Source organism: Amycolatopsis sp. VC5-11, from assembly GCF_037034185.1.
Classification (GTDB): Bacteria; Actinomycetota; Actinomycetes; order Mycobacteriales; family Pseudonocardiaceae; genus Amycolatopsis; species Amycolatopsis nivea.
On sequence record NZ_JBAGKF010000002.1, the window covers coordinates 283,723 to 298,487 of the forward strand.

Genomic DNA, 14,765 nt, shown 5'->3' on the forward strand with positions numbered 1-14,765 from the left:
CGCGCTCACGCGGAAAAGTAGCCGAGCTGAGCGGAAAGCTCCCGGGCCGCTTCCGCCATCGGCGCGACGATCTGCCGGATCCGCTGTTTGGACAGCCGGTAGGACGGACCGGACGCGCTCATCGCCGCGACGACCTCGCCGCCGGGGCCGCGCACCGGCACCGCGACCGCGTGCATGCCCAGTTCCAGCTCCTCGAACGAGGCCGCGTAGCCGTCCTCCGCGACGCGGTCCAGTTCGGCCGCCAGCTCGTCCCGGTCGACCGTGGTGCGCGGTGTGTACTGCTCTAATTCGTGCGCGAGCATCCGCTTGCGCTCGGCGTCGTCCATCGCGGCGAGCAGGACCTTGCCGCTGGACGTGGCGTGCAGCGGCGTGCGCTGCCCGGTCCAGTTCTGCGTGGTGATCGCCGCCGACCCGCGCGCCTGGCTGATGTTGATCGCGACGCCGTCGTCGGCGATCGCGATGTTGACCGTCTCGCCCAGTTCCTCGGCGAGCGACTGGCAGGTCTGCCTGCCGAGCTTCGCCAGGTCCATCCGGCCGGTCGCGGCGCCCGCCAGCCGGACGACGCCGAACCCGATCGCGTACTTGCCGCGTTCGCCCAGCTGCTCGACCAGCCCGTGCGCCTCCAGCACGCTCAGCAGCCGGGACGCGGTGGACTTGTGCACGCCCAGCTCGCCCGCGATCTCGGTGATGCCCGTTTCGCCGTTGCGAGCCAGCAGCTCCAGGACGGTGATCGCCCGGTCGACGGACTGCACCGCGCTTCCCGTTGCGTTTCCCGAGTCCTGGTTCCGCATAGCGCAACAGTAACCGCTCGGCTGCGATCTGTTCGGCTGAGCGGGCGAATCCGGCCGCGGCCGGGCGCCCGAGGCGTCCGGATGGCCCAACCGGGTCGGTGATCTTGATCTTTCCGGTGGTCAAACGCGCGGGTCGTGCGCACGGGTGCGGGAGGTAGTGCGAACATGTGGTCATGAAGGCACGTGTCTTGGTGGTCGACGACGACCCGGCGCTGGCGGAGATGCTCACCATCGTCCTGCGCGGCGAAGGGTTCGACACCGCGGTGGTCGCGGACGGTTCGCGCGCGCTTCCCGCGCTGCGGGAGCTGAAACCGGACCTGGTCCTGCTCGATCTCATGCTGCCCGGCATGAACGGCATCGACGTGTGCAAAGCGATCCGCGCCGAGTCCGGCGTGCCGATCGTCATGCTCACCGCGAAGAGCGACACCGTGGACATCGTGCTCGGGCTCGAGTCCGGCGCCGACGACTACGTGGTCAAGCCGTTCAAGCCGAAGGAGCTTGTCGCCCGCGTGCGCGCCCGGATGCGCCGCACCGAGGCCGAGCCCGCCGAATCGCTCACCATCGGCGATCTCGCGATCGACGTTCCCGGACACGAGGTCACCCGCGACGGCAAGGCGATCCCGCTGACGCCGCTCGAGTTCGATCTGCTCGTGGCGCTGGCCCGCAAGCCGCGCCAGGTGTTCACCCGCGAGGTGCTGCTCGAACAGGTGTGGGGCTACCGGCACGCGGCCGACACCCGGCTGGTGAACGTGCACGTCCAGCGCCTTCGCTCGAAGGTGGAGAAGGATCCGGAGCACCCTGAGGTGGTGCTGACGGTGCGCGGGGTCGGGTACAAGGCCGGCCCGCCGTGATTGTGCGATGACCGGTTTCGCGGGGCGGCTCCGCGCCGCCGCCCGCGCCACGGCTCGGCTTTCGGCCCGGGTCGTGGTTTTCGCACGCCGCCGCGCGGTGGCGTTCAACGAGCTGTGGAAGCACTCGCTGCAGTTCCGCGTCACGATCTCGACGCTGGCGCTGTCCTCGGCCGTGGTGTTCGTGCTGGGCATGGTCCTGCAGAACCAGATCACCGAACGGCTGCTGGACACCAAACGCCGCGCCGCGATCGAGCAGACCCAGGCGCTGGCCGACACCGCCACGCGCGAACTGGTCGGGATCGGCGGCGAGTCCCCGGAGGCGCTGCACACGCGCCTGCAGAACGCGCTCAAGAAGATCTCGACCACGTCCTCGTCGCGCGCGGGTTCCACCGCGGGCACCTTCGAGCCGGTGCTGGCCAGCGTCGGCCGCGGCCAGTCGGACGCCGACCCGGTGTACGTCGGGCCGTTCCCCGCGGTGCCGGAGCGGCTGCGCCAGTTCGTCGAGGCCGACCATCTCGCCCGGCTTGAGCACACTGTCGACGAGAACGGCGTCCGGACCACTTACCTGATCGTCGGCACTCCGCTGTCGACCGCGGCCAGTCCGCTGCAGCTGTACTTGCTGTTCCCGCTCACCAGCGAGCAGACCACCGTGTCGACGGTGCAGAACACGTTGTTCGTCGCCGGGATCGTGCTGCTGCTGTTGCTCGCCGGCATCACGAACCTGGTGGTCCGGCAGGTGGTGCGGCCGGTCAGGCAAGCCGTCGCGGCGGCCGAGCAGTTCGCCGGCGGCGACCTCGACCAGCGGCTCGCCGTCGTGGGCGAGGACGACCTCGCCAAACTCGCGGTGTCCTACAACAGCATGGCGGCCAGCATCCAGAACCAGATCCGCCAGCTCGAGGAATTCGGCGGGCTGCAGCGCCGGTTCACCTCCGACGTGTCGCACGAGCTGCGCACCCCGCTGACCACCGTGCGGATGGCCGCCGACGTGCTGCACGCATCCCGCGAGCAGTTCCCGCCGGGCCTCGCCCGCTCGACCGAACTGCTGGTCGACGAGCTCGACCGGTTCGAGGCGCTGCTCGGCGACCTGCTGGAGATCAGCAGGCTCGACGCGGGCGTCGAGGAGCTGTCGGCGGAGTACATCGACGTGCGGCCGATCGCGACGCGCGCGGTCGAGCAGGTGCGGGTGCTCGCCGGGACCGCGGGCAGCGCGGTCGAACTGGTGCTGCCGGACGAGGACACCTCCGCCGAGGTGGACGCGCGGCGCATCGAACGGATCCTGCGCAATCTGCTGGCCAACGCCGTCGACCACAGCGAGGGCAAACCGGTGGTGCTCACGGTCGCGGTGAACGACACCGCGGTCGCGATCACCGTCCGGGACTACGGTGTCGGCCTGCGGGCGGGGGAGGCCGACCTGGTGTTCAACCGGTTCTGGCGCGCCGACCCGTCGCGCAACCGGCGCACCGGCGGCACCGGGCTCGGCCTCGCGATCAGCCAGGAGGACGCGCGGCTGCACGGCGGCGTCCTCGACGCGTGGGGCGAGCCGGGACACGGCGCGTGCTTCCGGCTCGTGGTGCCGCGCAGGCAAGGCGTGCCGATCGCGGACAGCCCGCTGGTGCTGCCGCCGCCGGACGCCGTTTCGGAGATCACGCTGTCGCCGTCGTCGGTCGCCGAACTGCATCCCGCGCCGGAGGCGATCCTCGCCGATCCGGCGCCGGACCGGGAGGAGGTCGGTCAGTGAGGCGAGTGCTCGTCCTTCTCGCCTGCGCACTGGTGCTCGTGAGCTGCGCGAACGTTCCGCAGGAATCGCTGCCGGTCGTGGTGTCGGTCGAAAAGGCGCCCCAGCAGGCCAACAACGCGCCGGAACCGCCGGCCAACGCCGAACCGCTCGACATCGTGCGGCTGTTCATCAAGGCCAACGCCGATCCGCGGTCGGGCAACGCGGCCTCGCGGGCGTTCCTCGACGACAAACAGCGCGGCGCGTGGCGGCCGAACCGCTCGTTCACGATCATCGACAAGACCTTCAGCACGGTCTACGACCCGACGGCCAGCACCGGCGCCACCACGACGCCCACTCCGTCGTCGACCGCACCGGACCCGAACGTCCGCACGGTCACCGTGCGCGGTTCGGTGCTCGGCACGCTGAGCGCGGATTCCGCGTTCATCCCCGGCAGCGGTCCCGCCGAGCAGACCTTCCAGGTGCGCAAGCAGGCCGACGGGCAATGGCGGATCTCCAGCCCGCCCCCGCCGGTGCTGCTGGTGACCGACGACGAGTTCGACGGCAACTACAACCCGGTCGTGGTGAGCTTCTACTCGCCCGACTCCGGATCCTTCGCGCCTGATCTGCGCTACGTCCCGGCGAAACCGCAGTCGGGCATGCCGGGACGGGTGATGGACCTGATCCTCCAGGGCCCGTCCGCCGGGCTCACCGGCGCGGTGAAAAACCTGTTCGGCGACGGGGTGTCGCTCGAGAACAACGTGAAGAACAACGACGACGGCTCGCTGACCGTGCAGCTGAGCGGACTCACCGGCGTCGGCGCGGACACGCGGTCGCTGATCGCCGCGCAGATCGTGCTGTCGATGCAGACGGTCACGTCCACGCGGATCCGGCTGCTCGCCGACGGCGCGCCGCTCGTTGCCGGTCACGAATACTGGCGCAGCACCGATTTGCCCTCGTACAACGCTTCCTCATCGCCGAACGGGCTGATGACGGTCGGCGGCCGGGTCCGGTCGCTCAGCGACGGCGCGCCGATCCCGGGCGCGGTGGGCAACGGCGCGTACCCGGTGGTGAGCGCGGCCGAGTCGATCGACGGCAAACGCCTCGCGGTGGTCGAGCAGGACGGCGACCGCGTGCGGCTGCGCATCGGCGACCTCGGCCGCGACCTGCCGACGGTCGACCTCGGCGGCGGTTCGCTGAGCCGTCCGACCTGGCGTCCGGCGCAGGCCGGGGCCGGGCCGTCGAACGAGGTATGGACGGTCGTCGACCATTCGATCATCGCGCGGATGGTCCTCGACCCGAACGGCCACTGGCTGCGCCAGAGCGTCAACGCGAACGACCTGCTGGCGCTGGGGTCGATCGGCGTCCTGCGGCTTTCCCGGGACGGTGCCCGCGTGGCCGCGACGGTGAACGGCCAGCTGGTCGTGGCGTCGGTGGTGCGCAGTGGCGACACGGTCACCTTGCGCGAGCCGCGGGTGCTGCAGCCCGGCGTGCTGACCGACGTGCTGGACGTGGACTGGGGCTCGACGCCGGACACCCTGGTTGCCGCGACGTCCTCGCCCTCGCAGCCGGTCCAGCGGCTGTCGATCGACGGACGGCGGATGGACGCTTACAACAGTTCCAACCTGACCGCGCCGGTGCGGGCGGTCGCGTCCGCCCCGAGCCAGCCGATCGTGGTCGCGGACGCCGGGGGCCTGTGGACGGCGACCGAGCTCGGCGAGGTGTGGCGGCCGCAGGCGCACTCGATGCAGAACGCGGATCCGTTCTATCCGGGGTGATTTCCGGACTCCGGTGCTCGCGCGGCCGAAAACTGTCGGTGGTCGGGTGCACACTCGGAGTCATGTTGCTGAGACTGCTTTTGAACCTGCTCCTGCCGACCTACTGCGCAGGCTGTGAAACCCGCGGCGCGCCCGTGTGCGCCGGATGCTCCACGACGTGGGGGTCCCCCACTGCGGTATTCCGCGCGCCTTTGGCAGCGCTGGTCCCGGCTTACGCCTTGGCTCGCTACACGGGTGCCGCCAGGCGGATCTTGATCGCCTGCAAGGAACGCTGCCGTCGGGACGTTGCCCCGTTTTTGGGCCGGGTACTGGCGGCTGGGCTGACGGCGTTGCCTTCCGGCGGTCCTCGCGCCAGTCCGTGGTGCCTGGTTCCAGCGCCGAGCCGCCGGATCGCTTCGCGGGTGCGCGGCGGTCCGCACGTCCAGCGAATCGCCTCGGAAGCCGCTCGGCTGACGGGAGCGTATGTCGCGCCTGCCCTGGTGCTGAAGGGCGGCCGGGACGCGGTCGGGCTGAGCAGGGCGGAACGGACGGCCAATCTGGAGGGACGGCTGCGATTCGCCGCGGCAGGGCGTCCACCGCCGGGCACGCGGGTCGTGGTGGTGGACGACGTGATCACCACAGGCGTCACGTCCGCCGCATGCGTCACGGCGTTGAAAAACGCGGGCGTGCCGGTGGTGGCGGTGCTGGCCCTGCTGGCGACAGTCTGAAAGGGAGCTTGTCCCACGTTGAAAGGCGGTCTGCCCCACTTCCGGAACCCGGATGTGCCTTGGCCGTGGGCGAATCCGGCACCCGGATGCGCCTTGGCCGTGCGCGGATCGGGAACCTGAGCGTGCTCTGGCCGTGCGCGGATCGGGGACCCGGATGCGCCTTGGCCGTGCGCGGATCGGGAACCTGAGCGTGCTCTGGCCGTGCGCGGATCGGGGACCCGGATGCGCCTTGGCCGTGCGCGGATCCGGAACCCGGACGCGCGTTGACCGTGCGCGGATCGGGAACCCGGGCGTGCTCTAGCCGTGCGCGGATCCGGCACCCGGATGCGCCTTGGCCGTGCGCGAATCGGGAACCCGAGCACCCCTGGCCGCCCGCGAATCCGCCGCGCGCCCTAGTTCGGCGAGCTCGGAAACCGAAATCCGGTTACGCGGAAACCGATCCTCCACTCCGTGTCCGGCCAAAACGGAACGATTCCAAAAACCGTCCGCCCGAAAACGTCCGTCCGCTTTCTCGCCGGGGAGGCAACTCGCGTTCGCATGCCCACTACCGCCAGGTGTCACCTACACGAGTGATGTCAAGAGGGAACCTCCTGTCCTCGTCGCCCGTTGTCGGGGCATGAGGGTCGAGGCCGGAATCACCCCCGCGACGGGGCAGTCCACCGAGGTGGCGGCTGTGCTGCAGGGGCCGGTCACCCTCGGCGTCCGAGGTGCCGCTCTGTTGAGCCGTCCGCGTGAAACTTGGGCACGCGCGCTCGGCCTTCCGAGCGGCGGTTCCGGGCTGCGCACGCATGATTCACTGCGCCCCGTGACGAGTTCCCGGATCGTGACATCCCCCGGCTCGGGGGCTGTTGCGGACGGCGTGATGAAGCTAACGTGCTCCGCTATCAGCAATACCCGCAGGCAGGGAGGTGTGCAGCCCATGTCCCTGGCGCCGGCGGCCCGCTGAGTCCGCGTTCGCGCTACCGCCACGAGACGTCGTGATCCGGTCGCGAATTCTTTATCAGCCCGCCGAACCCGTGCAGTAGCCGTTCAGTACCGGTGCCGTGAGAACACAACAGCTCGCAGTTTCCTCAGCGAGGGAGGTCGTGTATGGACATCGTCGTTAAGGGCCGCAACGTGGAGGTGCCCGAGCATTACCGGGCGCTTGTCAGCGAAAAGCTGGCCCGCCTTGAGCGCTACGACAAGAAGGTCATCCGCTACGACGTGGAGCTCTTCCACGAGCCCAACCGCAGGCAGGCCAAGAGCTGCCAGCGCGTCGAGATCACCGGGAAGGGCCGCGGTCCGGCTGTTCGCGCCGAAGCGAGCGCAGCCGACTTCTACGCAGCGCTCGACTCCGCCGTCACCAAGCTGGAAAACCGGCTCCGGCGGACACACGACCGCAGGCGCGTGCATTACGGACGCAGCCGTCCGGAGTCGGTCGCCGAGGCGACCTCGATGGTCGGCGGATCCGATGCCGTCGCCGGGCCCGCCATGGGCACGGCCGTCCTGGACGCACCCGACGCGACCGAACCCATGGTGAACGGTTTCGCGGCGACGAGTGCGGGCGACATTCCCCGGCAGGGGCGCTGGGAAGACGAGGACCTGGGCCATCAGCCCGGCCGCGTCGTCCGCGAGAAGCAACACGACGCGGATCCCATGACGGTGGACCAGGCTCTCTACGAGATGGAGCTGGTCGGCCACGACTTCTACCTGTTCAACGACTCCGAGGCCGGCCGGCCGAGTGTCGTCTACCGGCGAAAGGGCTTCGACTACGGCGTGATCCGGCTGGGCTGATCCAGCCAGGGACAAACCGCACCGGCGGCCCGCACGCGAACGCGTGCGGGCCGTCCGCGTGCCCGGAGCACGACCCGCGGCACGACCTTCGTCGGGACCTGTGCAAACCTTCCGTGACCTTCTGCGACGACGTGCGTGCGCGGACCAGGCCGCGTTCCCTACGATGGGGGAGACGGCGGCGGCGCACACGGGCGCCAGCCGTGGCGATTTACTGCCCGGGAACGGCCTGGGCGCGATCATGATCAGCTAGTGAGGTCGACCGGATGGTGCTGAACCGCCTGCTCCGCGCGGGCGAGGGCAAGATGGTGAAGCGGCTGCGCAACATCGCCGATCACATCAACACCCTCGAAGACGACGTGAAGGACCTGTCGGACGCCGAACTGCGGGCCAAGACCGACGAGTTCCGCGAGCGGTACGGCAAGGGCGAATCCCTGGACGAACTGCTGCCGGAGGCCTTCGCCGTCGCGCGGGAAGCCGCGCACCGGGTGCTCGGCCAGCGGCCGTACGACGTCCAGCTCATGGGCGGGGCCGCGCTGCACCTCGGCCAGGTCGCCGAGATGAAGACCGGCGAGGGCAAGACGCTGACCTGTGTCCTCGCGGCCTACCTGAACGCCATCCCCGGGGACGGCGTGCACGTCGTCACCACCAACGACTACCTCGCCAAGCGCGACGCCGAGTGGATGGGCCGCATCCACCGCTTCCTCGGTCTCGAGGTCGGCGTCATCGTCGCCGAGCAGGACCCGCAGGAACGGCGCAAGCACTACAACGCCGACGTCACCTACGGCACGAACAACGAGTTCGGCTTCGACTACCTGCGCGACAACATGACCTGGTCGCTCGACGAATGCGTGCAGCGCGGGCACAACTTCGCGATCGTCGACGAGGTCGACTCGATCCTCATCGACGAGGCGCGCACCCCGCTGATCATCTCCGGCCCGGCGGACCAGTCGTCGCGGTGGTACGTCGAGTTCGCCCGGCTCGCGCCGCTGATGCAGGGCATCGACACCACCACGATGGGCACGCGGGAGCGGGTCGAGAAGGCCAACCTGATCAACTCGAAGTACCACTACGAGACCGACGTCCGGAAGCGCACCGTCGCGGTCACCGAGAAGGGCGTCCGGTTCGTCGAGGACCAGCTCGGCATCGAGAACCTGTACGAGGCGGCGAACACCCCGCTGGTCGGCTACTTGAACAACGCGTTGAAGGTCAAGGAGCTCTACCACAAGGACAAGGACTACATCGTCCGCGACGGCGAGGTCATGATCGTCGACGAGTTCACCGGGCGCATCCTGGTGGGCCGCCGCTACAACGAGGGCATGCACCAGGCGATCGAGGCCAAGGAAGGCGTCGAGATCAAGGCGGAGAACCAGACGCTCGCCACGATCACGCTGCAGAACTACTTCCGGCTCTACAAGAAGCTGTCCGGCATGACCGGTACCGCCGAGACCGAGGCGGCCGAGTTCCACCAGACCTACAAGCTCGGCGTGGTGCCGATCCCGACGAACCGGCCGATGGTCCGCGCGGACCGCGCCGACCTGATCTACAAGAACGAGCAGGCCAAGTTCGAGGCCGTCGCCGAGGACATCGCCGAACGGCACGAAAAGGGCCAGCCGGTGCTGGTCGGCACCACGAGCGTGGAGAAGTCCGAGCACCTGTCGAAGCTGCTGCTCAAGCTGGGCGTGCCGCACGAGGTGCTGAACGCGAAGTACCACAACAAGGAAGCGCTGATCGTCGCGCGCGCCGGCCGGAAGGGCGCGGTCACCGTCGCCACGAACATGGCGGGCCGCGGTACCGACATCGTGCTCGGCGGCAACCCGGACATCATGGCCGACGAGGTGCTGCGCGAGCGCGGCCTCGACCCGGTCGAGCACTCCGAGGAGTACGAGGCCGCGTGGCCGAAGGTGCTCGAGGAGATCAAGGAAGAGGCGCGCGCCGAAGCCGACGTCGTCCGCGAGGCGGGCGGGCTCTACGTGCTCGGCACCGAGCGGCACGAGTCCCGGCGCATCGACAACCAGCTGCGCGGTCGTTCCGGACGGCAGGGCGACCCCGGCGAATCGCGGTTCTACCTGTCGCTGGGCGACGACCTGATGCGCCGGTTCAACGCGGTGCTGGTCGAACGCATCATGACCACCATGCGGCTGCCGGACGACGTGCCGATCGAGCACAAGATGGTCTCCAAGGCGATCAAGAGCGCGCAGACCCAGGTCGAGCAGCTCAACATGGAGACCCGCAAGAACGTCCTCAAGTACGACGAGGTCATGAACGAGCAGCGCAAGGTGATCTACGCCGAGCGCCACCGCGTGCTCGAGGGCGAGGACCTGCGCGAGCAGATCGAGCACATGATCGTCGACGTGGTGAAGGCGTACGTCTCGGGCGCGACCTCCCAGGGCTACGCCGAGGACTGGGACCACGAGCAGCTGTGGACCGCGCTGAAGACGCTGTACCCGGTGAGCCTCGACTGGGACGACCTGATCGAGGACGGCGACCTCGACGCGGAATCGCTCAGCCAGGCGCTGGTCGACGACGCGCTCGACGCGTACGCCAAGCGCGAGGCCGAGATCGACGAACTGGTCGGCGAGGAAGGCTCGATGCGCCGCCTCGAGCGCCAGGTCATGCTCACCGTGCTGGACCGCAAGTGGCGCGAGCACCTCTACGAGATGGACTATCTCAAGGAGGGCATCGGCATGCGGGCGCTCGCGCAGCGCGACCCGCTGATCGAGTACCAGCGCGAGGGCTTCGACATGTTCCGCGCGATGCTCGACTCGCTGAAGGAGGAGGCCGTCGGCTTCCTGTTCAACCTTCAGGTCGAGCGCGCCGAGCCGGAAACCGTGCAGCAGCCGGAACCGTCGGCGCTCCCGGGCGGAGTCACGTCCGCGACCGCCGCGGCGGCGGGCGCCTTCGGCAACCAGGGCGAGGACGAGGGCAAGCACGCCCGCCCCGCCCCGCCGCAGCCGCCGGCCACCGACTCCGATTCGGTCCCGTCCGCCTTGCGCGGCAAGGGCCTCGGCGGCGGCGGTGTCCAATCCGGACTGACCATGTCCGGCCCCTCCGAGGGCGGCGGCGTCGAGTCCCATTCGGACAGCGCGAACGACGCGGACGCCGGAGCCGCGGGCGGCACCCGCCGCGAACGCCGGGCCGCCGAGCGGGCGCAGGCGAAGAAGGGCAAGAAGGGCCCGCGTCGCTGACGCGTGCCTAACTCCGTCCACTGTGGACGGTATCGACTGAGAACGGCAGCACGAGAACGCTCGTGCTGCCGTTCTTTTTGTCTCTACAGTGGACTTGCTGCAGGATCCCTGTCCTAATCTTCAGGACACGTGTCCCACTGGGAATCAGGCCACTGAGGACCGACCAGCCTGCGCGATCTCGGCGCGCGGTGCGAGCACGTGAAACCGCGTGCACACCCACCCCGTCCGCGTGCGCTCGAACCGGGCCGCCAACGCCAGCACCCGGGGTCCGGAGTGGATGATCGTGCTCGTCTCCAACGCGGTCTCGGCCGGACGGCAGACGCGCAACTCCCCGGCGACGTGATGGCGGATGCCCGGCATCAGCCCTTGACTGCTGAGCCGGGAAAACAACGCCTCGTCCACGAGCGGACGGATCTGCCCGGCCGCCCGCCGCCCGGCGAGGACTTCGAGGATGGCGTTGAGCCGCTGGCTCAGCCTCTGCCCGGTAGGCGGATCGGCAAGCCGCACCAGCCGATGCCCAGCAGGCGGCAGTTCGTGCGGCGACGGCCACCGACCGCGCCGATGCCTGCGCCGCCCCTTGACCTCCGGGACCGCAGCCAGCGGCCGGAGGCTGTGGTTCGTCATTGAGTTCCCTCCCCGAAACATGGACGTCCACCCGCGGATTAGTGCGTCCCAGGGGCGGGGGATGGGACGTTGAGTGCCTGATCCGGCGAAAAGGGCAGATTGGCGCAGACGGGATGAGCCTGATGCGCTAGGGGGCCGGACCGACCGGCACCGACCCGCGACCGGTCGAGCGAAACGCGGGCATGGTTCGCGGACTCGCTGCGCACCACGCTGCTGGGAAACCCGACCCCCCAAACAAAACAGTTAGGCTGGCGAAGTGCTGAAAGGCTTGCTCGTCGACTACGCCGGAGTCCTAACCGACCCGGACGCCGCGCTGCTCTACGAATACCTCCGTGACGCCCGTGCGAACGGAACCCGCACCGCGCTCGTCTCGAACGCACCCGGAGCCGCTCCTGGGGTGAAAACCGAGCTGGCGCAATACTTTGACGCGCTCGTCTTCTCCGGCGAGGTCGGCGTCGCCAAGCCGAACCGCGAGATTTATCTTGTCGCGGCTGAGCGGATCGGGCTGGCCGCGCCGCGGTGTGTGTTCGTGGACGACGCCGAGCGGAACGTGCGCGGAGCGGTCGCCGCGGGCATGGTCGGCGTGCATCACCGCAGCGTCGCCGAGACTCTCGACGAGCTGGCCGCGTTGTTCAGCTGACCCCGCGTCGCACCAGTTCGAACGACAGCACGGCAGCGGCGGCGGAGACGTTCAGTGATTCGACGTCGCCGGGCATCGGGATGGACAGCCACTCAGTCACCAACTCGGCAACTGCCTCGCCGACGCCTTCGGTTTCGCCGCCCAGTACGAAGGCCGAACGCTGCGGCAGCTCCGCGTCGAACACCGAGGTCGACGCAGAGGCACCGAGTGCGAACAGGCTGTATCCGGCTTCCACCAGCATTTCCGCCGCCTCGCGCGCCGATCCGCAGCGCAGTACCGGTGCCCGGAAGGCAACGCCCGCTGAGGATTTCACCACCATCGGATCCAATGCGGCGACGCCCCGGCGCGGCACGATTACGCCCGACAGTCCGGCGGCCGTCGCGGTGCGCAGGATCATTCCGACGTTGGCCGGTGTGGTGATGCCGTCCAGGAGCAGCAGCCGGGCCGGTGGGCGGCGGTCGTCGAGGGCCGCGGCGAGGGCTCGCATTCGCGGCGCGACGACGTCGGCCAGTACGCCCTGGTCTTGTTTTCCGTTGCCGGCCAGCACTTTCACCCGGTGTGCGCTCGCTCGCTGCACGGGCACCCCGGCGGCTTTCGCGGCGCGTTGGATTTCCGCGGCGGCGGGGCCGCGCGCGGTGTCGGCGAGGATCACCTTGTCCACGCGCAGATCCGGATCGCCCAGTGCCTCCAGCACGGGTTTGCGCCCGTAGACGGTCAGGAAGCGGTCTTTCGGCGAACCCGCCAGCTCATCACCCACACCGGCCAGTCTCGCATTGTGTAAGGATCGGCTCATGCCCGACCGCCTGTCCGCGCTGGACGCCTCGTTCCTGTACGTCGAGGACCAGACGACGCCGATGCACGTCGGGGGCGTGGCGATCTTCGAACGGCCGTCGTCCGGGTTCACCTACGAGCAGGTCCTCGACCTCGTCGCCGCGCGGCTGGCGTTCCTGCCCCGCTACCGCCAGCGCGTGCTCGGCGTGCCGGGGCACCTCGCGCGCCCGGTGTGGGTGGACGACGTCGACTTCGACCTGAACTACCACGTCCGCCGCTCCGCGCTGCCCCAGCCGGGCAGCGACGACCAGCTGTTCGACCTGGTCGCGCGGCTGATGTCGCGCCGGCTCGCGCCGGAACGCCCGCTGTGGGAGGCGTATTTCGTCGAGGGGCTGGCCGGCGACCGGGTCGCGATGGTGACGAAAACGCACCAGTCCGTTGTGGACGGTGTCGGCACGATCGACCTCGGCCAGCTCATCCTCGACGAGACTCCCGAACCGCCCGAGCCGTTCGAGGACATGTGGGCGCCGCGGCGCGAGCCCAGCCGTGCGCAGCTGGTGCTCGACGCGATGAGCGAGACCGTGCAACGGCCCGGCGAGCTGATCGAAAACGTGCGCTCGATCGCCGGTGACGCGGTGACCACGGTGAGCAAGGCCGTCGAGACGCTCGGTGGCGTCGCGGCGACGATCACGCGACCCGCGCCGCCCGGGCCGTTGAACGTCCGGGTCTCCGGCGGCCGGGTGTTCTCGGTCGTGCGCACGCGGCTGGAGGATTTCCGCAAGATCCGCGCGGACCACGGGGGCACGGTCAACGACGTCATCCTCGCCGCGATCACCGGTGCGCTGCGGGAATGGCTGCTGTCGCGCGGGGAGCACCTCACGCCGACCGAGACCGTGCGCGCGCTCGTGCCGATGGCGGTCACCGACGCCGAAACGGCCGAGTTCGCGACGCCCGCGCTGGTCGGCAACGAGGTCGCGGCCTACCTGATCGACCTGCCGGTCGGCGAGCCGAGCGCGGTGCTGCGGCTGCAGCACATCGGCCACGCGATGGCCGAGCACCTGAATTCGGGAAGATCGGTGGCCGCGCGCGGGTTGCTGAAGGTGAGCGGGTTCGCACCGGCGACGCTGCATTCGCTCGGCGCTCGGGCGGGCGGTTCGCTGTCCGGGCGGATTTTCAACCTGATGATCACGAATTCGCCGGGGCCGCAGGTGCCGATGTATGCCGGAGAGGCGAGACTGGTGGAGATGTTCCCGGTGATGCCGCTGATGCGCACGCAGGCGCTGGCGATCGGGGTCACCTCCTACCACGGCGGTGTCTACTTCGGACTCAACGGCGACCGCAAGGCCGCGTTCGACGTCGGGCTGCTCGGCGGGATGATCGAAGAAGCACTGGAAGAGCTGAAGGGTGCGCACTGGTGAGGGTTTATCTGCCTGCGACGATCGCGATGCTGCGCGACCTGGAGGCCAATGGCGAGTTCCGCGCTCGCAGCGGCACCGGTTTCGCGCTGACGCCCGCCCTGCGCGAGGCGTACGCGAGCGGTTCCGACGAGGAACTGGAATACGCGGCCTTGCTGGACGCGGCCCGTGCCTCGCTGCGCCTGATCGCCGCTGAGGAAAAGGCCGAACCGCGGCGGGCCGTGGTCTCGGTGGACGTCGACGACGCGACGCTGCGGCCGGACCTGGACGCGGCCGTCGTGCGCCTCGCCGGCCCGGTGCCGAAGTCCCAGATCGCGGCGATCCACGTGGACTCGGCCGAGGCCGAGGAAGCGGTGGCCGCCGCGGCGGCGGTGATCGACGCCGCTGACCTCGGCGACGAGGACGCCGAGTTCACCCTCGGCGACGCCGAAGACCACGAGCTGGCCTGGTACGCGCTGCAGGAACTGCCTTTCCTGCTCGAACTGCTTTAGCGGTCCGTGAAGGACTCCTTGCGGG

11 protein-coding genes and 1 pseudogene are annotated in these 14,765 nt (G+C 69.6%); 9 read left to right on the plus strand and 3 right to left on the minus strand.

Annotated features, from left to right (window positions below):
- Positions 1 to 5: 5 nt before the first annotated feature.
- Positions 6 to 791 (minus strand): IclR family transcriptional regulator, encoded by a 786-nt coding sequence (locus WA670_RS08650; RefSeq protein WP_037816581.1) that lies wholly within the window; start codon positions 789 to 791, stop codon positions 6 to 8.
- 173 nt (positions 792 to 964) lie between these two features.
- Between WA670_RS08650 and mtrA the strand changes: the two genes are divergently transcribed.
- The 6 genes and pseudogenes from mtrA to secA form a co-directional block, all read left to right on the plus strand.
- On the plus strand, positions 965 to 1,642 hold the full coding sequence (mtrA, locus tag WA670_RS08655; protein WP_037355684.1) for an MtrAB system response regulator MtrA: 678 nt from the start codon (positions 965 to 967) through the stop codon (positions 1,640 to 1,642).
- Between the two features lie 7 nt (positions 1,643 to 1,649).
- The gene (gene mtrB / locus WA670_RS08660) at positions 1,650 to 3,380 is read left to right on the plus strand and encodes an MtrAB system histidine kinase MtrB (RefSeq protein WP_336157354.1); all 1,731 of its coding nucleotides are present in this window, start codon (positions 1,650 to 1,652) and stop codon (positions 3,378 to 3,380) included.
- On the plus strand, positions 3,377 to 5,134 hold the full coding sequence (locus WA670_RS08665) for an LpqB family beta-propeller domain-containing protein (RefSeq protein ID WP_037816578.1): 1,758 nt from the start codon (positions 3,377 to 3,379) through the stop codon (positions 5,132 to 5,134). Before mtrB ends, WA670_RS08665 begins: the two co-directional genes overlap by 4 nt.
- A gap of 191 nt (positions 5,135 to 5,325) precedes the next feature.
- Positions 5,326 to 5,841, plus strand: a complete 516-nt coding sequence (locus WA670_RS08670) for a ComF family protein (protein ID WP_336157357.1) — start codon at positions 5,326 to 5,328, stop codon at positions 5,839 to 5,841.
- Between the two features lie 1,089 nt (positions 5,842 to 6,930).
- A complete protein-coding gene (hpf, locus tag WA670_RS08675) occupies positions 6,931 to 7,614 on the plus strand; it encodes a ribosome hibernation-promoting factor, HPF/YfiA family (protein WP_037816576.1) in 684 nt (227 codons plus the stop codon).
- 263 nt (positions 7,615 to 7,877) lie between these two features.
- Positions 7,878 to 10,433 (plus strand): annotated as a pseudogene (gene secA, locus WA670_RS08680) (preprotein translocase subunit SecA); the annotation flags it as partial.
- Between the two features lie 510 nt (positions 10,434 to 10,943).
- On the opposite strand, the gene WA670_RS08685 reads toward secA, so the two are convergent.
- Entirely contained in the window at positions 10,944 to 11,423 is a 480-nt protein-coding gene (locus WA670_RS08685) for an Rv3235 family protein (RefSeq protein WP_205670141.1), read from the minus strand.
- Positions 11,424 to 11,679: 256 nt separating this feature from the next.
- Between WA670_RS08685 and WA670_RS08690 the strand changes: the two genes are divergently transcribed.
- Positions 11,680 to 12,063, plus strand: a complete 384-nt coding sequence (locus WA670_RS08690) for an HAD-IA family hydrolase (protein ID WP_275294837.1) — start codon at positions 11,680 to 11,682, stop codon at positions 12,061 to 12,063.
- On the opposite strand, the gene WA670_RS08695 is transcribed toward WA670_RS08690, so the two are convergent.
- Positions 12,056 to 12,820 (minus strand): TrmH family RNA methyltransferase, encoded by a 765-nt coding sequence (locus tag WA670_RS08695; RefSeq protein WP_037816568.1) that lies wholly within the window; start codon positions 12,818 to 12,820, stop codon positions 12,056 to 12,058. The genes WA670_RS08690 and WA670_RS08695 overlap by 8 nt on opposite strands.
- 34 nt (positions 12,821 to 12,854) lie before the next feature.
- Here WA670_RS08695 and WA670_RS08700 point away from each other — a divergent pair, with 34 nt between their 5' ends.
- Together WA670_RS08700 and WA670_RS08705 are read left to right on the plus strand one after the other, a co-directional pair.
- Positions 12,855 to 14,252, plus strand: coding sequence for a WS/DGAT/MGAT family O-acyltransferase (locus WA670_RS08700; protein ID WP_037816566.1), 1,398 nt, complete (start codon positions 12,855 to 12,857; stop codon positions 14,250 to 14,252).
- The gene (locus tag WA670_RS08705) at positions 14,249 to 14,740 is read left to right on the plus strand and encodes a DUF6912 family protein (RefSeq protein ID WP_106961329.1); all 492 of its coding nucleotides are present in this window, start codon (positions 14,249 to 14,251) and stop codon (positions 14,738 to 14,740) included. Before WA670_RS08700 ends, WA670_RS08705 begins: the two co-directional genes overlap by 4 nt.
- The last annotated feature ends 25 nt before the right edge of the window (positions 14,741 to 14,765 follow it).